Source organism: Actinomycetospora sp. C-140 (genome assembly GCF_054796175.1).
In genome coordinates this window covers 158,396-183,937 of record NZ_JBTWNF010000001.1, presented here as the reverse complement: position 1 = coordinate 183,937, position 25,542 = coordinate 158,396, and the positions used below count along the sequence as shown (strand labels likewise).

Below are 25,542 nucleotides of genomic sequence, written 5' to 3'. Positions count from 1 at the left end.
CGTGGGAGGAACGATACCCGTCCCTCGTCACAGCCCTGCCACGACCCGGCGGTGCGGCGGGTCGCGACGGCGACCGGCTACGGCAGCGGCCCCCCGGCGGCCAGCGCGCACAGCTCCGCGAACCCCTCGGGATCGAGGCTCGCCCCGCCGACGAGCGCCCCGTCGATGTCGTCGGACCGGACCAGGTCGGCGACGTTGTTCGCCTTCACCGAGCCGCCGTAGAGGATGCGGACGCCGTCGGCGACGTCGCCGCCGTGCACCTCGCGGAGGCGCTCGCGCAGCGCGTGGCACACCTCCTGGGCGTCGGCGACGCCCGCGGTCTTGCCGGTGCCGATCGCCCAGACGGGCTCGTACGCGATGACGATCTTGGCGACGTCGTCGGCCGCGAGGCCCTTGAGCGCGCCGTCGAGCTGCCCGGTGCAGTGCGGCACGTGGTTGCCCTCGTCGCGGACCTCCTCGCCCTCCCCCAGGCACAGGATCGGCGTGAGGCCGTGGCGCAGGGCGGCGTGCACCTTGCGGTTGACCAGCGCGTCGTCCTCGCCGTGGATGGTGCGGCGCTCGGAGTGCCCGACCACCACCCAGGTGCAGCCGAGCTTGGCCAGCATCACCCCGGACACGTCGCCGGTGAACGCCCCGGAGTCCTCCGGGGACAGGTCCTGGCCGCCGTACGTGATCGGCATCGAGTCCGCGTCGACCAGCGTCTGGACGCTGCGCAGGTCGGTGAACGGCGGGAGCACCGCGACGTCGACCTTGTCGTAGTACTTGCCGGGCAGCGCGAAGGCGAGCTTCTGGGTCACCCCGATGGCCTCGAGGTGGGTGAGGTTCATCTTCCAGTTGCCGGCGATCAGCGGCTTGCGGGCCATCAGGAGGACTCCTCGAGAACGGCGATGCCGGGCAGGACGTGGCCTTCGAGGAACTCCAGCGAGGCCCCACCACCGGTCGAGATGTGGCCGAAGCGGTCCTCGTCGAGGCCCGCCGAGCGGATGGCGGCCGCCGAGTCGCCGCCGCCGATGACGCTGAACGCCGGGGAGTCCGCGACGGCCTCGGCCACCCCGGTGGTGCCGGCGGCGAACGGGGCCATCTCGAAGACGCCCATCGGGCCGTTCCAGAACACGGTCGCCGCGTCGGCCAGCACGGCGCCGAACGCCGACACCGTCTCGGGGCCGACGTCGAGGCCGAGCCAGCCCTCGGGCATGTCCGACACCGGCACGGTCCGCGTCACCGCGGTCTCGGCGAACTCGCTCGCCACCACCACGTCGGACGGGAGCACGAGGGTGTCCGCGTACTTGCTCAACAGCTCGGAGCAGGTGTCGATCTGGTCGGACTCGAGCTTCGAGCCGCCGACGTCGTGGCCCTGGGCGGCGAGGAACGTGAAGCACATGGCCCCGCCGACCAGCAGCTTGTCCACCTTGGGCAGCAGGTTGGACAGGACGCCGAGCTTGTCGGAGACCTTCGACCCGCCGAGGATCACGACGTACGGGCGGTCGGGATCGCCGACCAGCCGGCGCAGCACCTCGGTCTCGCGGGCGACGAGGTCCCCGCCGTAGGCCGGCAGCCTGCGGGCCACCTCGACCACCGACGCCTGCTCGCGGTGCACCACGCCGAACCCGTCCGAGACGAACGCGCCACCCGGGACGAGCGCCGCGAGCTCGCCGGCGAGCTCCTCGCGCTCCTGCGCCGAGCCGGTCTCGCGCGCGTCGCAGCGCACGTTGGCGAGCATGGCGACGCCGCCGGGCCCGAGGCGCCCGACCATGGCCTCGGCCGAGTCGCCGACGACGTCCTTGGCGAGCTGGACCCGCTCGTCGAGCACCTGGCCGAGCCGCCCCGCGACCGCCGTCAGGCTCTCCAGCTTGTCCCGCCCGGGGGGCGGGCCGCCCTCCGGCCGCCCGAGGTGCGCCATGACGACGATCTTCGCCCCGGCCTCGCGGAGGCGCCGGATCGTCGGCAGCGCGGCCTGGATCCGGCCGTCGTCGGTGATCGTGTAGCCGTCGTGGGGGACGTTGAGGTCGGCCCGGAGCAGGACGAAGCGGTCCTGCACTCCGTCGGCGATGAGGTCGTCGAGCGTCCGCATCAGAGCTTGGAGCCCACGAGCGTGGTCAGGTCGACGACGCGGTTCGAGTAGCCCCACTCGTTGTCGTACCAGCCGACGATCTTGACGGTGCGGGTGCCGAGCACCTTCGTCATGCCGGCGTCGAACGTGCACGACGCGGGCGCGCCGACGATGTCGGTCGAGACGATGGGGTCCTCGGTGTAGACCAGCACGCCGGACAGCTCGCCGTCCGCAGCCCTCTTGAAGGCGGCGTTGATCGACTCGACGGTCGCGTCGCTGCTCAGCGTGGCGGTGAGGTCGGTGACGGAGCCGTCGCTGACCGGCACCCGGTACGCCATGCCGGTGACCTTGCCGTCCAGCGCCGGCAGCGCCAGCGCGGTGGCCTCGGCGGCGCCGCTGGTGGTCGGGATGATGTTGACCGCGGCGGCGCGGGCCCGGCGCAGGTCCTTGTGCGGGGCGTCGTGGACGCGCTGGTCGCCGGTGTAGGCGTGGATCGTCGACATGAAGCCGGCCTCGACGCCGAAGGTGTCGTCGAGCACCTTGAGCATCGGCGCCACGCAGTTGGTGGTGCACGAGGCGTTGGACAGGATGTTCTGGCTGCCGTCGTAGGACGCGTCGTTGATGCCCATGACGACCGTCAGGTCCTCGCCCTTGGCCGGGGCGGAGATGACGACCTTCTTGGCCCCGGCCTTGAGGTGCTTGCCGGCCGAGTCGGCGTCGGTGAAGATCCCGGACGACTCGATGACCACGTCGACGCCGAGGTCGCCCCACGGCAGCGAGGCCGGGTCCTTCTCCGCGTACGCCTTCACCGTGGCGCCGTTGACGATCAGCGCGTCGTCGGTGTGCTCGACGGTGCCGTCGAAGCGACCGTGCACGGAGTCGTAGCGCAGCAGGTGCGCCAGCGTCTTGTTGTCGGTGATGTCGTTGACCGCGAGCACCTCGATGTCCGCGGTGCCCGCCGCGCGCTGCTTCTCCAGCGCCCGGAACACGTTGCGTCCGATGCGACCGAACCCGTTGATCCCGATGCGGATCGTCACTGCGCCTCGCCCTGCCTTCCCGGTTCCACGGATCGTCGCCACGCTGCGCGTGAGCGGCAGCGTTCCCACTCGGGGCGCCACCCTAACGAATCCGGCCCCGCTGTCCGGGTGCCGCGAACGAGGTCACGTCCCCTGCTCGCGGACGGGGATCAGTGGTCGGCCATCTCCGCCATCTCCTCGGTGACCACCGAGGACGTGTCCGGGACGCGCATGTCCTTGGCCTTCTTGTCGGCCATCGCCAGCAGGCGGCGGATGCGCCCGGCCACCGCGTCCTTCGTCATGGGCGGGTCGGCGAGCTGGCCGAGCTCCTCCAGCGACGCCTGCTCGTGCTCCACCCGCAGGCGCCCGGCCTGCACCAGGTGGTCGGGGACCTCGTCGCCCAGCAGCTCCAGGGCGCGGTTCACCCGGGCCGACGCCGTCACGGCTGCCTTCACCGATCGGCGCAGGTTCGCGTCGTCGAAGTTCGCGAGCCGGTTGGCCGTCGCGCGCACCTCGCGGCGCATGCGGCGCTCCTCCCAGGCCAGCACCGAGGTGTGCGCGCCGAGGCGCGTCAGCAGCGCGCCGATCGCGTCGCCGTCGCGCACCACGACGCGGTCGGCGCCGCGGACCTCGCGGGCCTTGGCGACGACGCCGAGCCGGCGGGCGGCGCCGACCAGCGCCATCGCCGCCTCCATGCCGGGGCACGTGATCTCCAGCGCGGAGCTGCGCCCCGGCTCGGTGAGCGAGCCGTGGGCGAGGAACGCCCCGCGCCACGCGGCCTCCGCGTCGCACACGCCACCGGAGACGACCTGGGGCGGCAGCCCGCGCACGGGCCGGCCCCGGGGGTCGAGCAGCCCGGTCTGGCGCGCCAGGGAGTCGCCGTCGGTCGCGACGCGCACGACGTAGCGGGTGCCCTTGCGCAGCCCGCCCTGGGAGAGGACGTGGACCTCCGGGTTGTGCCCGTAGAGATCGTGGATCTCCCCGCGCAGGCGGCGCGCCCCGGCGCCGGTGTCGAGCTCGGCCTCGACGACGACGCGGCCGCCGACGATGTGGAGGCCGCCGCCGAAGCGCAGCAGCGCGGCGACCTCGGCGCGTCGACAGCACGTCTTCGTCACCGCGAGCCGGCTCAGCTCGTCCTTGACCGCTGCGGTCATGGCCACCTTCGGTCCTCCTCATGGTGCGGGCGGGCGGGGTCGGCTCCCGCGGCGGACACGCCGTTGCCGGCCGGGCCGTGCAGGGCCGCGGCGTCGCGCCGCGGGACACGGTGGTGGGCGGCCTCGGCGAGCGCCTCGGCGAGAGCCTCGGGGTCGTGCCGGGGGCTGCCGTCGGGGGCCCCGACGGCGCTGAGCAGGGTCTCCGCGCCGAACGCCTCGGCGCCGCGGCGCAGGAGGTCGGGCTCGGGGACGGCGGCGGTGTCGGCCACGACGGTGTCGAGGCGCAGCCGCGGGGCGTGGGCGGCGAGCACCTCGAGGTGCTGCTCGGGCGAGAAGCCCGCGGTCTCGCCGGGCTGCGGCTCGAGGTTGAGCACGAGCACCTTGCGCGCCTCGCTCTCGACGAGCGCCGCGAACAGCTCGGGGACGAGCAGGTGGGGCAGGACGCTGGAGAACCACGAGCCGGGTCCGAGGGTGATGACGTCGGCGGCCCGCAGCGCCTCGCACGCCTCGGGACACGCCTTGGGACGGCGCGGGTCGAGGCGCACCTGCTGCACGCGTCCCGGCGTCGTCGCCACGGCGACCTGCCCGCGGATGCGGTGGGCGACGTCGCGGTCCTGATCGCCGCCCGACGGGCCCCGGATGCCCGTGACGTCGGCCTCGATGTCGACGGGGTGCGGGCTCATCGGGAGCACCCGCCCCCGCACGCCGAGCAGGCCGCACGCCTGGTCGAGGGCGGCCACCGGGTCGTCGAGGACCTCGAGCAGGCCGGCGAGCAGCAGGTTCCCGACGGCGTGGCCCGCCAGGGCGCCGTGACCGCCGTAGCGGTGCTCGAAGACCCGCTGCCACAGGGTGTTCTCCGGGCCGGGGTGCTCCTGGCCCGCGAGCGCGCCGAGCGCCATGCGCAGGTCACCGGGCGGCAGGATGTCGAGCTCGCGGCGGATCCGGCCCGACGACCCGCCGTCGTCGGCGACCACGACGATCGCGGTGATGTCGTCGGTCAGCCGGCGCAGCGCCGAGAGCGTCGCGTGCAGCCCGTGGCCCCCGCCGAGGGCCACGGCCCGCAGCGGCCGCTCCGGCCCCGTCACTCGCGCCCCACGTCGCGGTGGGACACGGTGACCTGCACGTCGTCCTCGCCGGACATGCGGCGGGCGAGCTCCTCGGCGACGGCCACGCTGCGGTGCTTGCCGCCGGTGCACCCCACGGCGACGGTCAGGTAGCGCTTGCCCTCACGGCGGTAGCCCGCGCCCACGAGGCGCAGCAGGCCCATGTAGCGGTCGAGGAACTCCTCGGCGCCCTCCTGGGAGAGCACGTAGTCGCGGACCTCGGCCTCGCGCCCGTCGTGCTCGCGCAGCTCGGGGATCCAGTGCGGGTTGGGCAGGAACCGCATGTCGACCACCAGGTCGGCGTCGGGCGGCAGGCCGTGCTTGTAGCCGAACGACACGACCGTGACGTTGTGGGCGACGTCGGAGACGGAGTCGGCGAACGCGCTCTCGATCGCCCCCCGCAGCTGGTGCACCGACCGGTTCGAGGTGTCGACGACGAGGTCGGCCTGGTCGTGCAGCGGGGCCAGCAGCTCGCGCTCGGCGGCGATCCCGTCGGAGAGCCGGCCGTCGCCCTGCAGCGGGTGCGAGCGCCGGTTCGCCTCGAAGCGGCGGATCAGCACGGCGTCGGACGCGTCGAGGAACAGCACCCGCGGGCGGTGGCCGCGCGCGTCCAGCTCCTTGATCACCGCGCCGAGGTCGGCGGTGAACGCGCGGCTGCGCACGTCCATGACCACGGCGATCCTGGTGATCTGCCCGGACGACCGCGCGCCCAGGTCGACCATCGTCTCGATCAGCTCGGGCGGCAGGTTGTCGACCACGAACCAGCCGAGGTCCTCGAGCACCTTGGCCGCCGTGCTGCGCCCCGCCCCGGAGAGGCCGGAGACGATCGCGACCTCGATCCCGCCCGGGTGCGGGGCCACGTGGGGCACCTCCGCACGTCCCGTCATGAGCTCCCCCCGTCTGCCATGGTCGAGCTCCGCTTCGCTGCGTCTCCGTCGTCCAGGGCGTCCAGCACGGCCTCCGCGGTGCGCCGGCCCACCCCGGGCACCTCGGTGATCTGCTCGATCGTGGCCGCCCGCAGCTTCTTCACCGAGCCGAAGTGCTTGATCAACGCGGTGCGGCGGGCCTCGCCCAGCCCGGGCACCCCGTCGAGCGCGGACGTCGTCATCCGCGTCGAGCGCTTCTGGCGGTGGTAGGTGATGGCGAAGCGGTGCGCCTCGTCGCGCACGCGCTGGAGCAGGTAGAGCGCCTCGCTCTGGCGCGGCAGGATCGCCGGGTCCTCCTCGCCGGGGAGCCACACCTCCTCGAGGCGCTTGGCGAGACCGACGACGGCGACGTCGGTGATCCCCAGCTCGCCGAGCACCTCGGCCGCCGCGGCCACCTGGGGCGCGCCGCCGTCGACCACGAGCAGGTTCGGCGGGTACGCGAACTTCCGCGGGCGCCCGGTGGTCGGGTCGATGCCGGGCAGCGGCCCGTCGTCGGCGGGGTCGACCTCGCCCGAGGCCGGCGCACCGTCACTGGTCTCCCCCGCGCACGCCGTGTCGGTGTGGCCGGGGGCGTCCTGCTCGGTCTCCTTGAGGTACCGCGCGAACCGCCGCCGGACCACCTCGGCGATCGCCGCGACGTCGCCGCCCTCGGCGCCGCCCCGGATCGAGTAGCGCCGGTAGTCGGCCTTCTTCGCCAGCCCGTCCTCGAACACGACGAGGCTCGCGACCACGTCGGAACCCTGGACGTGCGAGACGTCGGTGCACTCGATGCGCAGCGGCGCGGTGTCGAGCCCGAGCTGCTCCTGGAGCTCCTCGAGCGCCGCGCTGCGGGCGGTGAGGTCACCGGCGCGCCGGAGCTTGTGCCGGGTCAGCTCCTCGCGGGCGTTGCGCTCGACGGTCTCGGCGAGCGTGCGCTTGTCGCCGCGCTGGGCCACGCGCAGCGAGACCCGTGAGCCGCGCAGCGCTGTGAGCCACTGCGTCAGCGCCGACGCGTCCTCGGGCATGGCCGGGACCAGCACCTCGCGCGGCACCGGCTGCACGGCGTCGTCGGCGGAACCGGCGAGCGCGGCCTGCTCGCCGTAGAACTGGGCGAGGAACTGGCCGACCAGCGCGGGCACGTCGCTGTCCGCCTCGGTCTCGACCACCCAGCCGCGCTGGCCCCGCACGCGCCCGCCGCGGACGTGGAACACCTGGACCGCGGCCTCGAGCTCGTCGGTGGCGAAGGCGACGACGTCGGCGTCGGTGCCGTCGCCGAGCACGACCGCCTGCTTCTCGACCACCCGCTTGAGCGCGCCGGCGTCGTCGCGCAGGCGGGCCGCCTTCTCGAAGTCCATGTCGGCCGCCGCGACCTGCATGTCCTTCTCGATGCGACCGATGAGCTGGTCGGTGTGGCCGGCGAGGAAGTCGCAGAAGTCGAGCACGATCTGGCGGTGCTCGTCGGCGCTGACCCGCCCGACGCAGGGCGCCGCGCACTTGTCGATGTAGCCGAGCATGCAGGGGCGCCCGATCTGGCCGTGGCGCTTGAACACCCCGCTCGAGCACTGGCGCGCCGGGAACACCCGCGTCAGCAGCTTCACCGTCTCGCGGATCGCCCAGGCGTGGGCGTAGGGCCCGAAGTACCGGACGCCCTTGCGGCGCGGCCCCCGGTAGACCCGCAGCTGCGGGTACTCCTCGTTCAGCGTCACCGCGAGGACGGGGTAGGTCTTGTCGTCGCGGTAGCGGACGTTGAACCGCGGGTCGTACTCCTTGATCCAGTTGTACTCGAGCTGGAGGGCCTCGACCTCGGTGTGGACGACCGTCCACTGCACCGCCGCCGCGGACGTCACCATCCGCCGCGTCCGCGGGTGCAGCCCGGCGATGTCGGCGAAGTAGGAGTTGAGCCTGCTCCGCAGGCTCTTGGCCTTGCCGACGTAGATGACCCGTCCGTTCTCGTCGGAGAACCGGTACACGCCGGGCGCCTCCGGGATGCTCCCCGGAGCGGGTCGGTACGTCTGCGGGTCGGCCATGGTGACCCCCAGCGTAGGCGCGTCCGTCCGGCGACCCGGCGTGCACCCGGATGGGTGGAATCGGCGTGTCGCGCGGCGTGTCCCGGCGTGTCGGCGTCACGCCGCGCCGTGGCGAGGCGTTAGGCCCCGACCAGCCGTGCGCCCTCCGCGATCGCGCGCAGCTTCATCTCCGCGACCGTCGGGCCGACCCGGCCGAACCCCACGAACGTCCCGAAGCCGCAGTCGGTGCCGGCCATGACGCGGTCGGGGCCGACGACGCGGGTGAACCGCTCCAGGCGCTGGGCGATGAGGCGCGGGTGCTCGACGATGTTGTTCAGGGTGTCGACCACGCCGGGCAGCAGGACCTTGTCGTCGGGGATCGCCATCTCGGCGACGTCGGCCCACTCGTGCTCGTGGCGGGGGTTGGCCGCCTCGAACGAGATCGTCCGCGGTCGGCCGGCCAGCACGGGCGGCAGGAGCTCCGCGAGCGGGGCGTCGAGGTGGTGCGGGCCCTCGTAGTTGCCCCAGCACAGGTGCAGCCGCACCCGCGAGGGGTCGATGCCCTCGAGGGCCCGGTCGATCGCCGCCATGTGGCGCTCGGCGAACCCGACGATGCCGCGTCGCTCCACCTCGTCGCCGCACCAGAACCGGGTGTGGCCGGCCATGGGGATGTCCGGGCAGTCCAGCTGCAGGATCAGGCCCGCGTCCACGATCGCCCGGTACTCGTGCGCCATCGCGTCGGCGAGCGCGTCGAGGTAGCTGTCGTAGTCCGGGTAGTGGAGGTTCGGGCTGCACGTGGAGATGCAGCCCGGCGAGGCGGCCGGGACGAACGCGCCGCCGTCGGCGGTGTGGCCGGTCTTGTCGAGGGCCAGCTTCAGGGTGTCGATGTCGCGCTGGACGGCCGCGGCGCCGACGTAGCTCACGGGGCCCTCGCAGTTCGCCGGCATGATGTGCGCGCCGGCCTCGCCGCCGTACTGCGCGATCGCGAGCTCGGGCGCGGCCTCGAGGTCGTCGATGCTCCACGCCCCGGCCTGCCCGCCGAAGCCGTCAAGACGCTCGCGGACGTAGTTGACGAATCCGGGCTTGCCCATCTCCCCGTCGGAGACCACGTCGATTCCCGCGCCGTGCTGCATGGCGACCACGTCGTGCACGGCGTCGGTGACCGCGGCCTCGAGCTCGGCGGCGTCACCCTGGCCCTCCTGGTGGAGGTACATCAGCCGGGTCAGCGCCTCGGGGCGGGGCAGGCTGCCCACGTGGGTGGTGCGGACGGTCATGGCGGGGGTCCTGTTCTGTCAGGGGTTGACGAACGACTCGGCCTGCGCGGGCGCGAAGCCCTCGAGCGCGGCGATCTTCGTGAGGACGGTGAGCCGGTCCGGGCGCGGGATGGACGGGTCGAGCTGCTGGTAGACGTTGAGCACGTTCTGCGCGAGGCGGCCGTGCTCGGGGAGGTCGGCGAACCTGCCGAGCTCGATCGAGGCGATGGCGTCGTCCACGTCGAGGCCGTCCTCGAAGCGCTTGACCGCCTGCGCCTCGACCGACGCGAGGTACTCGCGCATCACGGAGACCTCGGGCTTGCCGCTCACCGGGCCGTGGCCGGGGACGATCACGTCGACGTCCATGTCGAGGATCCGGTCCAGCGCGGCGATCCAGCGGTCGATGGGGCCGGCCCACGCGATCGGGGTGCCGCCGACGAAGAGGATGTCGCCGGCGTAGAGCAGGCGGGCGTCGGGCACGTGGACGATCGCGTCGCCCGGGGTGTGCGCGGGCCCGACCTGGATCAGCCGGACCTCGCGGCCGCCGACGTCGACGCTCTCCTCGCCGGTGAAGGTCCGGTCGGGCCCGGTCGCCGTGATCCCCTCGAGCTCGAACGGCCCGAAGATGTGGCGCGCGAACTCCCCGAGCACGCCGTCGAGGTGCTTGACCTTCGCGACGGTGTCGAGGGCCTCCTGCGTCATCAGCTCGGCGGCCGCCGCGGACGCGAGGATCTCGACGTCGCGGGAGGCGACCAGCTCGTTGCCGTTGACGTGGTCGGGGTCGGAGTGCGTGTTGACCAGCGTCCCGAGCGGGTGGGCGTCGGTGACCGGACGGAGTCCGTCGAGCATCTCCCGGGTCAGCTTCAGGTCGAACAGCGTGTCGACCAGCAGCGAGGTCCCCGAACCGGTGATCAGACCGGCGTTGCTCCAGCCCCAGCTCCCGTCGGGCTGCAGCCAGGCGTGGCAGCCCTGCCCGAGGTCGTGGAGCCCCTTGCGGTAGTCCAGCGTGCTCATGCGGGTCCTCTCGGAGTCAGTAGCCGGTGCGCAGGGGGATCATCGGCGGGGCCTCGCGCACGACCTGGCGGGTCGCGCCGAGCGCCGGGGACGACAGCGCGACCACGTCGCCGGGCGCGAGCCAGCCCGCCCACGCGAACGGGTCCGGGGTGTCGACGTGCTCGAGCAGGCAGCCGCCGGGGACGGTGCCGGAGCCGATGACGTCGCCCGGGCGCAGGTCGGTGCCGCGGGACATGTAGGCGAGCTGCTCGCCCCAGGTCCAGTCCATGCCCGCGAGCGAGCCCTTCGCGATCTCGCGGCCGTTGACCGTCGCCGCGACCTCGAACGAGTAGCCATCGGGGGTGCGGTAGGGCGCGAGCTCGTCGACCGTCACCAGCGCGGGGCCGAGGGTGATCGCCATGTCCTTGGCCTTGCCCATGCCGATGCCCTGGGCCATGTCGCGCATCTGGTGGTCGCGGGCGGTCCAGTCGTTGAAGAAGGTGAAGCCGATGATGTGGTCGGCGGCGGTCTCCGGGTCGAGGTCGCGCCCGCCCCGCCCGACGACGGCGCCCACCTCGAGCTCGAGGTCGAACATGCGGGACCCCGGGGCGATCGCCACGTCGTCGTGCGGCCCGACCACGGCCGCCGGGTTGCCGAAGTAGAACGCGGGCGCCTGCGACCACGCCGGGTGCAGCTCCGGCGGCCGACCGAGGGCGCGGTAGCAGCCGCGGAGGTGGTCGAGGAACGACAGCCCGTCGCGGATCGACGGCGGGGTCGGGATCGGGGCGAGGAGTCGCACCTCGTCGACGGGGCGGACCTCGGCCGGGTCGTTCCGCGCCGTCTCCGCCGCCGCGGCGAGCCGCCCCCCGTCGTCACCGAGCAGGGACAGGACCGTCACGCCCGCGGCGAGCCCGCGGACGCTGTCGTCCTCCCAGAGCCCGGCCCGCGGGCCGGAGCCCCCGTCGTAGGTCACCCAGCGCACGAGCCACCTCCACACCGTCGTGATCCGAATCCGTACTCGGGTACAGGTTCGATGCCCGGAACCTAGCGCTCCGGTGTGACGTGAATCAATACTGGAGTACAGGTTCGTGATCGTCGTGTGTTCTACTGACGGCGATGGAGACGGTCGAGATCGCCGCGCGGACCCGCAAACGCCTCGAGCGCCGCGACCGCGTCTACGCCGCGGCGATCGAGCTGTTCGTCGAGCAGGGGTTCGACGAGACCTCGATGGACGACATCGCGGCGCGCGCCGGGCTGGCGCGCACCACGGTGTTCAACCACTTCTCCCGCAAGGCGCTCTTCCTCGAGGAGTGGGCGCTGCGGCGACGTCAGCGGGCCGCCCGGGCGCTCGGCGAGACCGACCCGGCCGGCCGCTCCCTGCGCGAGCTGCTGGGGCGCTACTTCGCCGCGCTGGCGGAGGTGAACGCCGAGATGCGCGCCGAGACCACGGCGATGATGCGGCTGTCGCTCAACAACAGCGACGTGTTCCTCGGCCACGTCCTCGCCGGCGACCTGGCCGACCTCGTGCTCGCGAGCGGCGCCCGTCTGCGCCCCTCGACCGACCCGGCGCAGATCGGCCGTCTCCTGGCGCTCGGCTACTACTCGGCCGTCGTGCGGTGGATCCACCTCGAGCCGGCGCCGTTCGCGCTCGACGCCGAGCTCTCCGCGATCCTCGACACCGTGCTGTCCGGGGCGCTGGCGGAGTAGTCGTCAGCGCCGGGCCAACGCCTCCCGGCCCGCCCGCTCCACCGCCAGGTCGCTCGCCCGCTGGTGGAGCTCGTCGCACATCGCCGCGATCCACCGCCCGACGACGCGCAGCTCGTCGTCACTGAACCCGGCCTGCCGCGCCGCCAGAGCCTGCTGGAGCCACCGCCACACCGGCGTCTCCCCCGCCGGCGCGACCGTCGCCACGAGCATCCTGCGCCGGTCGAGGGGGTCGGACCACCGCTCCACCTTCTCCGCGGCCACGAGTCGGTCGACGACGGCCGTCGTCGCCGCACGCGAGAGGCCGAGCCGCTCGGCGAGCGCCGTCATCGCCATCCCCCGCGGCCGGTCGACGAGCTGCAGGCACGCCAGCTCGACCTCCCGCAGCCCGAGCAGCCGTGTCAGCTCGTGCTGGTGGCGCCGCAGCGCGACCGCGAGCCGGTCGACAAGCGCCTCGGCCGGCCACCGCCGCTCGGCGTTCCGCCAGTCCCTCAGCGCCCGCCGCTCCCGCTCGTCCACCGTGCCCTCCCCGTGCTGCGAAGCGGACGCTACGGACGGACGCCGTCAGCCGGGGTCGGTTCGGGAGAACTGCCGCTGGTGACCGGGGAGGAGGCGGCGACCCGGCTGGAGATGCTTCGAAAACCGAAGCATCCCCACCACCGACCACGGTCTCCCGCCGGAAGACGACGACCCGCGAGCCGGGAGCTCGCGGGCCGTGGTCGGGTCGAGGCGTCAGCTGAAGGGTGTGGCGTCGATCGGCTGGGCCGGGTCGCCCGGGCGCCGGCCGAGGACGTCGGCGAGGAAGGTCTCGAGGTCGGTCGGCTGACCGGCGGCGTCGACGCGGGGGTGCTCACGGCGTCCGGCTTCGGCGTCCGCGATCGCCGCCTCGACGAGCGCGCGCTCCTCGGAGCTGACGACCAGGTAGCCGCGCAGGGAGCCGTGCCACGGCCGGCGCCACTGCAGGTAGGTCAGATCGGTGCCCTCGATCTCCTGGACCTGGACACGATTGCCGAGCCACGGGATGTCGCTCATGGGGGTTCTCCTTCGCGCCGGGGAGCGCGCCGGCGGAGGGACGTCCACCCTCGGAGTCGAGCGGAACGGACCCGGCCGGCGCCGGGGGCGTCGTCGTCCCCATCTGACGCCTTCCAGGATCGGTACCCGGGCACGGCGAGTAAACCCTCGGCAGCGTTGTGTGAGTCACCCGGTGGCCACGGTCACCCGCACGGATGAGCCCTAACGGGTGTCGAGGACGAGGTAGCCCTCGGCCAGGCGTTCCGGCCCGAAGTCGGCGGACTTGGCCTGGGAGCGGCCCCAGGCCCACATCCGGCCTGCGAGATCGTCCATGTGCGCGGTCTGGCTCTTGTGCGCGCGCAGGGCCTCGACCTTGCGCTCGTAGGCGTCGGTGGTGTCGACGTAGAGGTCAGCCCCCTCCCCCATCTGGCTGATCCACACCTCGGAGACGGTGTGGGCCTCCAGCCCCTCGTCGGCGAGGAGCTCGGGGTGGGCGAACGGGTTGCGCGCATCCGGGTAGACCGCGCACATCACGGCCTCGCCGGCCGCCGTGTGGTCGGGGTGGCTGCCGTACATCGAGCGCACGTTGCGCGTCGGCGACTGCGTCACGACCCGGTCCGGCTTGACCTGCCGGATGACGCGGGCGAGGTCGCGACGCAGCTCGTGGGTGACGTAGAGGCGACCGTCGGGCCAGCCGAGGAAGTGCAGCTCGTCCACACCGAGGATCGCGGCCGCGGCCCGCTGCTCCTCGCGGCGGATCGTCGCCATGTCGGTGCGGCTGACCTCCTCGTCGAACCCGCCGGCGTCGCCGTCGGTGATGAGGCAGTACACGACCCGGTGGCCCTCCGTGGTCCAGGTCGCCACCGAGCCGCCGTTGCCGAAGTCGATGTCGTCGGGGTGCGCGACCATGATCAGGATCGTCCGGGACGTGCCGTCGGACTGCTCTTCCGCCACGAGGTCAACTTACTCCGGCGGGCCCTCGGCCAGCCGGACGTAGAGCGGGCGCAGCACCTCGCGGACGTCCTCGCCGGCCACGCGCAGCGGCGGCAGGTCGTCGAGCAGCGCGTCGGCGCCCGGACGCGTCCGGGCGGCCGTGGCGTCCCGCGCGGGCGTCTCCGGGATCGGCACGCCGGGGCGGTGGAAGCGGTCGAGCAGGTCCTCGAGCGCGGTGGGCGAGCCGGCGCCGGCGTCGCGGCGGTCGCGCAGGGCGGCCAGCAGCGTCGCGCGGTCGCGGCCGCGCCAGCGCAGCAGCGCGAAGGGGTCGACGTCGAACTCCTCGGCGGCCAGGTAGGCCACGGCGGCGAGGTGCTTGCAGGGCACCGACCAGTCGGGACACGAGCAGTCCATCGGCAGCTCGCCCGACCCCTGCGGGAACAGCGACAGGCCGACGCGCCCGAGGAGGTCCTCGAGGTCGTCGGGCACCTCGCCCGCGAGCAGCGCCGCGGCGAACCACGAGTCGGCGGCGAGGGCGTCGAGCACGGCGTCCCAGGCCTCGTCGGCGAACGGCCGCAGCCCGATGCGGGCGCGGTAGGGCTCGTCGCGGCTGCCCTGGACGGTCGCGGTGATGGCGCCGGGCTCGATGGCGAGGTCGACGACCTGTCCCGCGCGGGCGTAGGTCTTGCCGCGGTCGAGGCGTCCGCCGACGCCGAGCTGCGTCAGCACGGCCAGGAAGCGGCCGGACCACCACGACTCGCCGATGGCTCCACGCCGGCTGCGGGCGACGACGCCGTCCTCGACGGGCTTGCGCTTGCCGAACTCCTCGAAGCGTTCGTGGAAGCGAGGACCCGAGCGCGTCTCACGCACCATCGTCGTCCTCCTCGGGCTCCTCGGATTCTTCGGGCTCGGCGTCGAGACGCAGCACCGTGGCCAGCTCGTCGGTGGACAGCTCCGAGAGCCAGTCCTCGCCGTCGCGCACCGCGAGGTCGGCGAGCGCGCGCTTGTCGTTGACGAGATCGTCGATGCGCTCCTCGAGCGTGCCCGCGCAGACGAGCTTGCGGACCCCCACCGTGCGCCGCTGCCCGATGCGGAACGCGCGGTCGGTGGCCTGGTCCTCGACCGCCGGGTTCCACCAGCGGTCGAGGTGCACGACGTGCTGCGCCGCGGTCAGCGTGATGCCGGTGCCGCCCGCGCGCAGCGACAGCAGGAAGAGCGAGGGGCCGTCGCCCGACTGGAACCGCTCGACCATCGTGTCGCGGGCCTTCCGGGAGACCCCGCCGTGCAGCCAGGCGACCTCGGTGTCGAATCGGGCCTCGAGGTGCGGGGCGAGCATGTCGCCGAACGCCGCGAACTGCGTGAACAGCAGCGCCCGGTCGCCCGCGGCGAGGACCTCGGCGAGGATCTCCTCGAGCCGCCCGATCTTGCCCGAGCGCCGCCCGATCGGGGACCCGTCGTGCAGGAGCAGGGCGGGGTGGTCGCAGACCTGCTTGAGCTTCGTCATCGCGGCGAGCACCCGCCCGCGGCGCTCCATGCCCGGCTTCACGTCGTCGATGCGGTCGAGCATCTGGTCGACGACCGTGCGGTACAGCGACGCCTGCTCGCTGGTCAGTCCGCAGCGCTCGACGGTCTCGATCTTCTCGGGCAGGTCGTCGACGACCGTCGGGTCGGTCTTGAGCCTGCGGAGCAGGAACGGGCGGGTGCGGCGGCGGAGGTCCTCGGCGACGTCCGTGCGGCCGTGGCGCTCGACGGGGACCGCGTAGCGCTCGCGGAAGGCGGTGGCCGAGCCCAGCAGGCCCGGGTTCACCGCGTCCATGATCGACCAGAGCTCGGCGAGCCGGTTCTCGACCGGCGTGCCGGTGAGCGCGAGGCGGTGCTCCGCATCGAGGCGCCGGACGGCCTTCGCGCCCCGCGACCGGTTGTTCTTGACCATCTGGGCCTCGTCGAGCACGACGCGGTGCCAGGCGATGTCCGACAGCGCGTCGGTGTCGCGGACGAGGGTGCCGTAGGAGGTGACGACGAGGTCGGCCCCCTGCGCGGCCGCCGCGGGGTCGGAGCGTGCGGCCCCGTGGTGGACCGCGACGCGCAGGTCGGGGACGAACCGCTCGGCCTCGCGGCGCCAGGTGGACACGACCGACGTGGGGCAGACGAGCAGGGTGGGACCGCGCTGTTCCTCGGCCCGTTCGTGCGACTCCAGCGCCAGGACCTGCAGCGTCTTGCCCAGGCCCATGTCGTCGGCGAGCACGCCCCCGAGCCTCAGCCGCGCGAGGAACGCCAGCCAGGACAGGCCGCGGCGCTGGTAGGGCCGCAGGGTCGCGGCGACCCCGGGCGGGGTGTCGAGGGGTTCGAGGGTGCTGCCGCCGGCCAGCAGGTCGCCCAGCGCGCCGTCGAGGCGCAGTTCCTCCACCGGCAGGGGCGCGGGCACGTCGTCGGGGTGGGTGACGGCGAGGTGCAGGACGTCGCCGACGCTGCTCTGCTCGCTGCGTCGCTCGAGGAACGCGAGGCCGTCCCGGAGACGATCGGCGTCGACGGCCACCCAGCGCCCGCGCAGGCGCACCAGCGGGGCCTTGGCGCGCACGAGCGCGTCCATCTCGTCGTCGGTGAGCGTCTCCCCGTCGACGGCGAGGCGCCAGGAGAAGTCGACGAGGTCGTCGCGGCGGATCTTCGCGCCGGTGTCGACGACGCCCTCGGGCCCCTGGCGCTGCCCGCCGGCGCCGACCAGGCCCAGCCGCGCCGGCCCGCCGTGCCAGCCCGACGGCAGGAGGACGCCGAAGCCCGCGCGATCGAGGTCGGCCGCGACGTGGGCGAGGAAGTGGTGGGTGCCCTCGAGATCGAGGTCCAGGCCGCTCGGGCGCGGGACGCGCAGCGCGTCGCCGATCTCGGGGTAGACCCGCGCGGCGCGGCCGAGCTCGCCGAGCAACAGCTCCGCGGGGTCGTCGAGCCACCGGCGCAGGGCGGTGGGGTCACGCCAGACCGTCGCGGCGTCGACGGTGAGGCTGGGGTCCTGCGCGGACTGCACGGCGAACGTCAGGCGGAACACCGGCTCGGGGTCGTCGAGCGCGTGGTGGAACTCGTCGGCGACCACCTCGTCGAGGCGGAAGCAGGCCCGCGCCGGCCCGGCGTGCGGGGCGCCGACGACGGCCCAGCGGCGCAGGCCGGCGGCGAGGTCGTCCGGCGGGGCCGCCTCCCCCAGCACCGGTGCGTCGCCGAGGGCGTGCGCCCAGTCCGGCGCCGCGGCGAGCTCCGTGGACCCGGTGAGCCGGGAACGGACCCGGGCGTCGACCGCGGCGGCCAGCGCGGCCTCGACGACCGCCGTGGCCGAGGGCATCTCCTCGCCGGGCACCCGCTCGCACCGGACCACCGGCGGCAGCGCGGCGGCGAGCGTGTCGGCGGCGACGAGGTCGGGCCCCTGGAGCACCGGCCGCCACACCAGGCCGGGACCGTCCTCGTCCGGCGCGGGCAGCACCCGGCCGCGGCCCACGAGGTCGGCGGCGAGGGCGTCGACGGCGCGGAGGTGCTCGACGGAGGCGCTCACCGTCGTCCCCGGCGGCGCAGGGGGTGGCGCGGCGCCGGGGGCGAGCTCGAGGACGGGGACGCTCCAGTCGGCGAGGACGGGGTCGCCCTCGTCCGGGCCGTGCTCGCCGCGGTCGAGCGCGTCGGAGTCCCGCGGTCCGTCGGCGTCGGAGGGCAGCGCGAGCACGGCGGCGCCCGCCGTGGGCGTGCTCGTGCCCCACACCCGGGCCAGGCGCTCGGCCGGCACCGCGAACGGGTGCGGCCGGGCGCCCCGACGGGCGCGGCTGGTGCTGCGGGCCGGGAGCTCGGAGTCCTCGGCCCACAGGCAGACGCCGCGGCCGGGCGACCAGAGGGCGTGGAGCGCGAGCACGCGCTCAGGAGACCTGGACGGTGCCGTTCGTGACGCTGACCGGCACCTCGGTGAGCCCGCGGTCGGCAGGGCCCTTCCGCAGGGCGCCGGTGGCGGCGTCGAACTGGCTGAAGTGGTTGGGGCAGGTGATGACGCCGCCCTGCGGCGGGTCGACGGTGGTGCCCGCGTGGGGGCACTTGGCGTCGAACCCGCGGACCGTCCCGGCCGTGGGCTGCACGAGCAGCACCGACCGGTTGCCGGAGCGCACGACCGTGCCGCCGCCGACCGGGATCTGCGCCAGCGGTGTGCCGCCGGACGGGCCTGCGGGTGCGGAGGTCGTGGTGGTCGCGCCCGGCTCGTACTCGCCGGGCTCGGACGACGAGCACGCGGCGAGGGCGCCCGGCGCGGCGAGCGCGGCCGCGACCCCGCAGAGGACCGTACGGCGGGAGGGAGCGGTGGGTGGCACGGAACCTCCGCGAGAGACGACGTGGTGGTCCACCCCAGTCTGCCCGCGCCCCCCGACACCGGCCGGTGAGGCCCCATGTGAGCGAACTTTGGTGCTATAGCCCGGAAGTTCGCTCACGTAGGGGTCACGGCGTGGGTTCGGCGGGGAGGGCGAGGAGGCCCTCGACGACGTCGTCGAGGTCCGGGCCGGTGACGTGGGGGCGGACGACGGCGTCGGGGATCCGGCCCTCGAGGCGCTCGCAGAAGCCGCCGACGAGCCCCGCGGACACGGCGCCGTGCACGTCCCAGGAGTGCACGGCGACGAGCGCGGTGCGGGCGGGCGGCGTCGCGACCCGGTCGCAGGCCCAGTGGTAGACGGCGGGCGGCGGCTTGAACATCTTCAGCTCGGCGCACGACATGACGTCGGTGAACAGGTCGCGCACCCCGCCGGCGTCCAGGGCCGCGCCCGCGACCTCCGCGCTGCCGTGGGTGAACCCGTACGCGGGCACCCCGGCCTCCGCGAGACGGCGCAGCGCCGGCGCGACGTCGGGGTGCACCGGCAGCGCCCGGAACCCGTCGAGCACCGAGGCGACCTGGTCGTCGGTGAGGTCACGGCCGCAGGTGCGGCGCAGCATGTCGGCGGCCACCACCGCGAACGGCGGGGCCTCGCCCGCGAGCGTCATCGCCATGCCCTGGTGCAGCAGCCGGGCGAAGAAGAGCTCCAGCTCGTGGCCGGGACGCCCGAGCGTCTCGATCCGCGGGCGCAGGCCCTCCAGCTGCAGGCACGTCTCGAAGAGGTCGAAGAGCACGACCTGCGGGCGGCGTTCCGGGGCGACCATGGGAGCGGTGTTCCCGGCTATCACCGTGACTATCACTCACGTGAGGTCGCGGAGCACCTGCCGGGGCCACGCCGGGCCGCCGTAGACGAAGCCGGTGTAGGCCTGCACCAGCGTCGCGCCGGCGTCGAGGCGGGCGCGGGCCTCGGCGCCCGAGTCGATGCCGCCGACCGAGACGAGGGTCAGCCGGTCGGACACGCGGTCCCGCAGCCGTGCCAGCACCGCCCGCGCCGGGCCCACCAGCGGCGCGCCGGACAACCCCCCGGCGCCGGCGGCCTCGACCTCGTCGGCCGGCGACGCCAGACCGGTGCGGGCGACCGTGGTGTTCGTGGCGACGATCCCGTCGAGGCCCTGGGCCACCGCGAGGTCGGCGACCGCGTCGATGCCCTCGTCGTCGAGGTCGGCGGTGATCTTCACGAGCAGCGGGGTGGCGCCGACCTCCGCGCGCACCGCCGCGAGCAGCGGTTCCAGCGCGTCGACGCCCTGGAGGTCACGCAGCCCCGGGGTGTTCGGCGAGCTGACGTTGACCACGACGTAGTCGGCGTACGGGCCGAGCACGCGCGCCGAGTAGCGGTAGTCGGCGACGGCGTCGGTGGCGGTCTTCGAGCGCCCGATGTTGACCCCGACGACGGTGCCGGCGCCCCGGCCGCCGCGCAGCGCCGCGAGCCGGGCGGCCACGACGTCCGCGCCCGCGTTGTTGAAGCCCATCCGGTTGACCAGCGCCCGGTCGGCGGGCAGCCGGAACAGCCGCGGGCGCGGGTTGCCGGGCTGCGGGCGGGCGGTCACCGTGCCGACCTCGACCGCCCCGAAGCCCAGCCGGGCGAGGCCGCGCACGCCCTCGGCGTCCTTGTCGTAGCCGGCCGCGACGCCCAGGGGGTTCGCGAACCGCAGCCCCATCGCCTCGACCGGCCGCTCCGCGACGGGGTCCGACGGCAGCAACGGCGTGGCCGCGCGCAGGGCCGTCACGCCGGCACGGTGGGTCAGCTCCGCCGGCACGCGCGTCGCGACGTGACGGAAGAGCAGGTCGTAGGGGTTCACGAGTCGTGGTGGTACCGCGCGTGCAGGCGCCGCAGGGCCGACACGCCCCGCGCGGCGTGACCGCGGTCGACGGCCTGCAGCGCCGAGATCGTCAGGTACTCGTCGTCAGGCAGGTCGAGCCGCGCGAACTGCGTGCCGTCGGGGAAGCTCACGGCGAGGATCTCCGCCCACGGCACCCGGCGGGTGAGGATCGCCGCCCGCACCTCGACCCCGCCCGGCCCGGCCCGCAGCCGCGGCCGCGCGAACAGCAGCGCCCCGGCGGCCAGCAGCGCGCCCAGCACCACCATCGCCACCTGGTCCGCCGGCCGGAAGACGAACCCCGACGAGCCGACGTAGACCAGCAGCGCGCCGGTGCCGAAGAACGCGAACAGGAAGATCGCGACGATCCACGCCACCCAGCGGATCCGCACCGGGCGGACCTCGAGCTCGATCTCGCCGAGGTCGAGGGCCTCCGGCGGGACGACGGGGCCGGTCACCGGTCCACCCGGGTCGAGCTCCGCTCCCCTATCGGCGTGCTCCCCTCATTCCCGTCTCCCACCAGGGCCTGCAGGGTGAGGGCCGCGTCCAGCGCCGCCACGGTCGCCTCGAAGCCCTTGTCCTCAGTGGACGTCGGGGTGCCGGCGCGCTCCCAGGCCTGGGCCTCCTCGTTGACCGTCAGCACGCCGTTGCCGACCGGCGTGCGGGCGTCGAGCCCCACCCGCAGCAGCCCGTGGGTGACGGTGTCGCACACGTAGTCGAAGTGCGGCGTCGATCCCCGGACGACGACGCCGAGCCCGACGACCGCGTCGTGGCCGTCGGCCAGCGCCTGGCACACGACCGGCAGCTCCATCGCGCCCGCGACGCGCACGACCGTCGGGTGCGCGACCCCGGCCTTGGCGGCGGCGTCGAGGGCGCGCTCGAGCAGGACGTCGGTGATCTCGGAGTTCCACCGCGTCACGGCGACGCCCAGCCGCAGGCCGGCCGCGTCCGGGACGGTCGCGTCGGGGCGGCCGGTGCCGCTCATGCCCGGGTCCCGCCCACGGCGGGCCTGCTGGACTCCGAGCCGTCGGACGACGGCTGCGCCACGACACCGTCGCCGTCGGCGTCGAGTCCCTCGAGGTCGTGGCCCATGCGGTCGCGCTTGGTGCGCAGGTAGCGCAGGTTCTCGGGGGTCGCGCGCGCCGGGAGGGACACGCGGCCGAGGATCTCGAGCCCGTAGCCCTCGAGCCCGGCCCGCTTCTCGGGGTTGTTGGTGAGCAGGCGCATCGACTTGATGCCGAGGTCGGCGAGGATCTGCGCGCCGGTGCCGTAGTCGCGGGCGTCGGCGGGCATGCCGAGCGCGAGGTTGGCGTCGACGGTGTCCGCCCCGGCGTCCTGCAGCTGGTAGGCCTGCAGCTTGTGGATCAGCCCGATGCCGCGGCCCTCGTGGCCGCGGACGTAGAGCACCACGCCCCGGCCCTCGGCGACGACCGCGGCCATCGCGGCGTCGAGCTGGGGGCCGCAGTCGCAGCGCCGGGAGCGCAGGACGTCGCCGGTGAGGCACTCAGAGTGGACGCGGACGAGCACGTCCTCGCCGTCGCCGAGGTCCCCGTGGACGAGCGCGACGTGCTCGATGCCGTCGAGCAGCGAGTCGTAGCCGTAGGCGACGAACGTGCCGTGGTCGGTCGGGATGTTCGCGTGCGCGACCTGCACGACCTGCTTCTCCGAACGACGCCGGTACGCGATGAGGTCCTTGATCGTGATCAGCGAGAGCTCGTGCTCGTCGGCGAAGATCTGGAGCTCCTCGAAGCGGGCCATGTCCCCGTCGTCCTTCTGGGACACGATCTCGCAGATCGCGCCGGCCGGGGACAGCCCGGCGAGGCGGGCGAGGTCGACCGCGGCCTCGGTGTGCCCGGGCCGGCGCAGCACGCCCCCGTCGCGGGCCCGCAGCGGCACGACGTGCCCGGGCCGCGAGAGGTCGGTGGGAGCAGACCCCGGGTCGGCCAGCACCCGGATCGTGTGCGCCCGGTCGGTGCCGGAGATGCCGGTGCCGATGCCCTCGCGGGCGTCCACCGACACCGTGTAGGCGGTGCCGTGCCGGTCCTGGTTGATCGAGTGGGCGGGCGGGAGGTCGAGGCGCTCGCAGGCCTCGCCCGTCAGCGGGACGCAGATGTAGCCCGACGTGTAGCGCACCATGAACGACACGAGCTCCGGCGTGGCGTGCTCGGCGGCGAAGACGAGGTCGCCCTCGTTCTCGCGGTCCTCGTCGTCGACGACGACCACGGCCTTGCCCGCCGCGATGTCGGCGATCGCCCGCTCGATGTGCTCGAAGCCGTCCATGCTCCTACTTCCCCTGCGCCGACCCGCTGTGGGCCCCGACCAACCGTTCGACGTACTTGGCGACCACGTCGACCTCGAGGTTGACCGTGGATCCCACGGTCCGCTCCCCCAGGGTCGTCTCGCGCAGCGTGGTCGGGATGAGGCCGACGGCGAACGACACGTCGTCGACCTCGGTGACGGTGAGGCTGACGCCGTCGACGGCGATCGAGCCCTTCTCGACGACGTAACGGGTCAGCCCATCGCCGACCCGGAAACGGACCGTCGTCCAGTCCTCGTGCTCGACGCGCTCGGCCACGGTCGCGGTGCCGTCGACGTGGCCCTGCACGATGTGCCCGCCGAGCCGGTCGCCGGCGGCGACGGCCCGCTCGAGGTTGACCCGGGTCCCGGCCGTGGCGCCCGCCAGGCTGGAGCGGCGCAGCGTCTCGCCCATGACGTCGACGCCGAACACGCCGTCGGCGGGGTCGACGACCGTCAGGCACACGCCGTTGACCGCGATGGAGTCGCCCGGGCGGGCGTCCGACGTCACGACGGGACCGCGCACGCGGAGCCGTGCGGCGTCGTCCTGCGCGACGACGTCGACGATCTCGCCGATCTCCTCGACGATCCCCGTGAACACTGCACACTCCTCGTCGGTGGCGGGCCCGGACCCGACAGCCATCATCCTCACGACGCGCTGACCCGGCAGCACCGCCGCCGTGATCCGGCTCTCATCCCGTCCCGAGGTGCGCCGACGCCCGCGCCGCCTGGTCGCGCAGCGCCTCCACCGCGCGCTCCGGGTCGTCGGCGCCGTACACCGCCGAGCCCGCCACGAAGCAGTCGACGCCGGCCTCCGCGGCCTGCTCGACGGTGTCCCGGCTGATCCCGCCGTCGATCTCGACGATGACGTGGAGGTGGCCGGTGTCGACGAGCCGGCGGGCGGTGCGGACCTTGTCGAGCACCTCGGGCATGAAGCTCTGGCCGCCGAAGCCCGGCTCGACGCTCATGACGAGCAGGGTGTCGTAGTCCCGCAGGACCTCGAGCCAGTCCTCGAGCGGGGTCTTCGGCTTGATCGACAGGCCGGCCAGCGCGCCGGCCGCGCGGATGTCCCGGGCGCAGCCGCGGGGGTCGTGCGCGGCCTCCGCGTGCACGGTGACGTTGCGCGACCCCGCCTCGGCGTAGCCGGGGGCCCAGCGGTCCGGATCGTTGATCATCAGGTGGCAGTCGAGCGGGATGCTCGTCGCCCGCTCCAGGGCCTCGACCACCGGGAGCCCGAGGGTGAGGTTGGGGACGAAGTGCCCGTCCATGACGTCGACGTGCAGCCAGTCGGCCCCGGGGACGGCGTCGGCCTCCTCCGCGAGGCGCGCGAAGTCCGCGGACAGGATGCTCGGAGCGATCATCGGGGCGCGGGCCACGTGACGCATGGTAGTGGTTTCGGCACGCCGGCTGCGCCGGGCGGGGGCCGCTACGGCGCGCGCAGCACGGCCGCGTACATCGCGTCCGTGCCGTGGCGGTGGGGCCAGAGCTGGACGCCGGGACCGCCCGCGGGAGACGGAGCGGAGCGGAGCTCGACCACGGGGACAGCCTCCGCGTCGGGCACCTCCGGCAGCAGCGCCGGGGTGTCGACCAGCTCGGCGCCGGTCTCGGCGGCGACGGCCGCGACGACCGCCGTGGTCTCCTCGGGGTGCGGCGAGCAGGTGGCGTAGGTGACGACGCCGCCCGAGCGCGTTCGGGTCAGCGCGGCACGCAGGAGGGAGCGCTGCAGCTCGGCGAGCTCGGCGACGTCCTCGGGCTGCCGGCGCCAGCGGGCCTCGGGGCGGCGGCGCAGCGCGCCCAGCCCCGTGCAGGGGGCGTCGACGAGCACGCGGTCGTACTGCGTCTCCGGCAGCGTGATCTCCCGCGCGTCGCCGGTGTGCACGCGCACCGGCAGGCCCTCGGTCGCCTGCTCGACCAGGCGCGCGCGGTGCGGGGCACGGTCGACGGCGTCGAGCGTCGCGCCCTCGATCGCGGCGAGCGCCCCCAGCATCACCGCCTTGCCCCCGGGACCGGCGCAGAGGTCGAGCCAGCGGGTGTCCTCGCCCGTGACGGTCGCCCGGGCGGCGACGAGCGCCACGAGCTGGCTGCCCTTGTCCTGGACGACCGCGAGCCCCTCCTTGATCGGCGGGAGATCGCCGGGGTCGCCGCCCTCGGTGAGCAGGACGCCGTACGGCGAGTACGGGGACTCCTCGCCGCCGGTGATCGCGGCCAGCTCCTCGGCGGAGATCTCCCCGGGGCGCGCGGCCAGGTGCACCGCGGGGCGGGCGTCGTCGGCGGCGAGGGCGGCGGCGAGCTCGTCGTCGGAACCCAGTGCCGCGGCGAAGACCTCCGCGATCCAGCGCGGGTGGGCGTGCGCCAGGGCGAGCCTGCCGACGGCGTCGGGCGGCGCGAGCCGGTCGACCCACTCGGGTTCGGTGTGCTCGCCCACGCGGCGCAGGACGGCGTTGACGAACCCCGTGGGACGCGACCCCGCCCGGGACCGGACCAGCTCGACGACGGCGCTCACGGCCGCGTGCGGGGGGATGCGCGTGCGCAGCAGCTGCTGGGCACCGAGCCGCAGGCTGTCCAGGACGACGCCGTCGAGGCCGTCCAGCGGGCGGTCGCAGCAGGCGGCCAGGACCGCGTCGAGGAGGCCCTGCGCGCGGCACGCGCCGTAGGCGAGGTCGGTGGCCAGGGCCGCGTCGCGCCCGGAGATCCGGCGCTCGCGCAGCAGCGAGGGCAGGACGAGGTTCGCGTACGCGGCGTCCTCGCGGACCGCGCGCAGCGTGTCGAGGGCGGCCTCCCGGGCGGGATCGCCGCTCGGCGGGCGCGCCGGGCCCTGACGACCGCGGGGCGGCCCGCTGCGGCGCTTCCGGTCGTCCTTACGGCGCGGACCCCGGCCGGAACGGTGGCCGCCGGGCGGGACGGAGCTGTCGGTCATGCGC

Annotated in this window: 25 protein-coding genes; 1 reads left to right on the top strand and 24 read right to left on the bottom strand. The window is 74.4% G+C overall.

The window, feature by feature from the left end; translation table 11 throughout:
- Positions 1–77: 77 nt before the first annotated feature.
- From tpiA to ACR9E3_RS00815, 10 genes are all read right to left on the bottom strand, one after another.
- Positions 78–863, bottom strand: coding sequence for a triose-phosphate isomerase (gene tpiA / locus ACR9E3_RS00860; RefSeq protein ID WP_460377697.1), 786 nt, complete (start codon positions 861–863; stop codon positions 78–80).
- On the bottom strand, positions 863–2,071 hold the full coding sequence (locus ACR9E3_RS00855) for a phosphoglycerate kinase (RefSeq protein ID WP_460377695.1): 1,209 nt from the start codon (positions 2,069–2,071) through the stop codon (positions 863–865). The genes tpiA and ACR9E3_RS00855 overlap by 1 nt, the downstream gene beginning before the upstream one ends.
- A complete protein-coding gene (gap, locus tag ACR9E3_RS00850) occupies positions 2,071–3,087 on the bottom strand; it encodes a type I glyceraldehyde-3-phosphate dehydrogenase (RefSeq protein ID WP_460377693.1) in 1,017 nt (338 codons plus the stop codon). Before gap ends, ACR9E3_RS00855 begins: the two co-directional genes overlap by 1 nt.
- Positions 3,088–3,236: 149 nt before the next feature.
- Positions 3,237–4,226, bottom strand: coding sequence for a DNA-binding protein WhiA (gene whiA, locus ACR9E3_RS00845; RefSeq protein ID WP_285648151.1), 990 nt, complete (start codon positions 4,224–4,226; stop codon positions 3,237–3,239).
- Complete coding sequence (locus ACR9E3_RS00840; RefSeq protein WP_460378362.1) at positions 4,217–5,284, bottom strand: gluconeogenesis factor YvcK family protein; 1,068 nt, start codon at positions 5,282–5,284, stop codon at positions 4,217–4,219. Before ACR9E3_RS00840 ends, whiA begins: the two co-directional genes overlap by 10 nt.
- A 17-nt stretch (positions 5,285–5,301) precedes the next feature.
- Positions 5,302–6,210, bottom strand: a complete 909-nt coding sequence (rapZ, locus tag ACR9E3_RS00835) for an RNase adapter RapZ (protein WP_460377691.1) — start codon at positions 6,208–6,210, stop codon at positions 5,302–5,304.
- Positions 6,207–8,255, bottom strand: a complete 2,049-nt coding sequence (gene uvrC / locus ACR9E3_RS00830) for an excinuclease ABC subunit UvrC (RefSeq protein ID WP_460377689.1) — start codon at positions 8,253–8,255, stop codon at positions 6,207–6,209. The genes rapZ and uvrC overlap by 4 nt, the downstream gene beginning before the upstream one ends.
- Positions 8,256–8,374: 119 nt before the next feature.
- On the bottom strand, positions 8,375–9,508 hold the full coding sequence (locus ACR9E3_RS00825; RefSeq protein WP_460377687.1) for a cobalamin-independent methionine synthase II family protein: 1,134 nt from the start codon (positions 9,506–9,508) through the stop codon (positions 8,375–8,377).
- Positions 9,509–9,526: 18 nt separating this feature from the next.
- Positions 9,527–10,501 carry an MBL fold metallo-hydrolase gene (locus tag ACR9E3_RS00820; protein WP_460377685.1) on the bottom strand — a complete coding sequence of 325 codons (975 nt, stop codon included), beginning with the start codon at positions 10,499–10,501 and terminating at the stop codon, positions 9,527–9,529.
- 16 nt (positions 10,502–10,517) lie between these two features.
- Positions 10,518–11,462: a fumarylacetoacetate hydrolase family protein gene (locus tag ACR9E3_RS00815; protein WP_460377683.1), complete on the bottom strand. Its 945-nt coding sequence runs from the start codon at positions 11,460–11,462 to the stop codon at positions 10,518–10,520.
- A gap of 134 nt (positions 11,463–11,596) precedes the next feature.
- Here ACR9E3_RS00815 and ACR9E3_RS00810 point away from each other — a divergent pair, with 134 nt between their 5' ends.
- Positions 11,597–12,187 (top strand): TetR/AcrR family transcriptional regulator, encoded by a 591-nt coding sequence (locus ACR9E3_RS00810; protein WP_460377682.1) that lies wholly within the window; start codon positions 11,597–11,599, stop codon positions 12,185–12,187.
- Between the two features lie 3 nt (positions 12,188–12,190).
- On the opposite strand, the gene ACR9E3_RS00805 is transcribed toward ACR9E3_RS00810, so the two are convergent.
- The 14 genes from ACR9E3_RS00805 to ACR9E3_RS00740 form a co-directional block, all read right to left on the bottom strand.
- Positions 12,191–12,703: a MarR family winged helix-turn-helix transcriptional regulator gene (locus tag ACR9E3_RS00805; RefSeq protein ID WP_460377680.1), complete on the bottom strand. Its 513-nt coding sequence runs from the start codon at positions 12,701–12,703 to the stop codon at positions 12,191–12,193.
- A 213-nt stretch (positions 12,704–12,916) separates the two neighbouring features.
- On the bottom strand, positions 12,917–13,216 hold the full coding sequence (locus ACR9E3_RS00800; protein WP_460377678.1) for a hypothetical protein: 300 nt from the start codon (positions 13,214–13,216) through the stop codon (positions 12,917–12,919).
- 201 nt (positions 13,217–13,417) lie between these two features.
- Positions 13,418–14,149 (bottom strand): PIG-L deacetylase family protein, encoded by a 732-nt coding sequence (locus ACR9E3_RS00795; RefSeq protein ID WP_460377676.1) that lies wholly within the window; start codon positions 14,147–14,149, stop codon positions 13,418–13,420.
- 9 nt (positions 14,150–14,158) lie between these two features.
- Positions 14,159–15,001 (bottom strand): SWIM zinc finger family protein, encoded by an 843-nt coding sequence (locus tag ACR9E3_RS00790; RefSeq protein ID WP_460377674.1) that lies wholly within the window; start codon positions 14,999–15,001, stop codon positions 14,159–14,161.
- A complete protein-coding gene (locus tag ACR9E3_RS00785; RefSeq protein WP_460377672.1) occupies positions 14,991–18,011 on the bottom strand; it encodes a DEAD/DEAH box helicase in 3,021 nt (1,006 codons plus the stop codon). The genes ACR9E3_RS00790 and ACR9E3_RS00785 overlap by 11 nt, the downstream gene beginning before the upstream one ends.
- 4 nt (positions 18,012–18,015) lie before the next feature.
- Entirely contained in the window at positions 18,016–18,456 is a 441-nt protein-coding gene (locus ACR9E3_RS00780; RefSeq protein ID WP_460377670.1) for a Rieske (2Fe-2S) protein, read from the bottom strand.
- 124 nt (positions 18,457–18,580) lie between these two features.
- Positions 18,581–19,273, bottom strand: coding sequence for an HAD-IA family hydrolase (locus ACR9E3_RS00775; RefSeq protein ID WP_460377668.1), 693 nt, complete (start codon positions 19,271–19,273; stop codon positions 18,581–18,583).
- A 36-nt stretch (positions 19,274–19,309) separates the two neighbouring features.
- On the bottom strand, positions 19,310–20,308 hold the full coding sequence (locus ACR9E3_RS00770; protein WP_460377666.1) for a quinone-dependent dihydroorotate dehydrogenase: 999 nt from the start codon (positions 20,306–20,308) through the stop codon (positions 19,310–19,312).
- Positions 20,305–20,784, bottom strand: a complete 480-nt coding sequence (locus ACR9E3_RS00765) for a PH domain-containing protein (protein ID WP_460377665.1) — start codon at positions 20,782–20,784, stop codon at positions 20,305–20,307. The genes ACR9E3_RS00770 and ACR9E3_RS00765 overlap by 4 nt, the downstream gene beginning before the upstream one ends.
- On the bottom strand, positions 20,781–21,311 hold the full coding sequence (gene ribH / locus ACR9E3_RS00760) for a 6,7-dimethyl-8-ribityllumazine synthase (protein ID WP_460377664.1): 531 nt from the start codon (positions 21,309–21,311) through the stop codon (positions 20,781–20,783). The genes ACR9E3_RS00765 and ribH overlap by 4 nt, the downstream gene beginning before the upstream one ends.
- Positions 21,308–22,606 (bottom strand): bifunctional 3,4-dihydroxy-2-butanone-4-phosphate synthase/GTP cyclohydrolase II, encoded by a 1,299-nt coding sequence (locus tag ACR9E3_RS00755; protein WP_460377663.1) that lies wholly within the window; start codon positions 22,604–22,606, stop codon positions 21,308–21,310. The genes ribH and ACR9E3_RS00755 overlap by 4 nt, the downstream gene beginning before the upstream one ends.
- Positions 22,607–22,610: 4 nt before the next feature.
- Positions 22,611–23,222, bottom strand: a complete 612-nt coding sequence (locus ACR9E3_RS00750) for a riboflavin synthase (protein ID WP_460377662.1) — start codon at positions 23,220–23,222, stop codon at positions 22,611–22,613.
- Positions 23,223–23,313: 91 nt separating this feature from the next.
- Complete coding sequence (gene rpe, locus ACR9E3_RS00745) at positions 23,314–23,982, bottom strand: ribulose-phosphate 3-epimerase (RefSeq protein ID WP_460378360.1); 669 nt, start codon at positions 23,980–23,982, stop codon at positions 23,314–23,316.
- 65 nt (positions 23,983–24,047) lie between these two features.
- Entirely contained in the window at positions 24,048–25,538 is a 1,491-nt protein-coding gene (locus ACR9E3_RS00740) for an RsmB/NOP family class I SAM-dependent RNA methyltransferase (RefSeq protein ID WP_460377661.1), read from the bottom strand.
- Between the last annotated feature and the right edge of the window lie 4 nt (positions 25,539–25,542).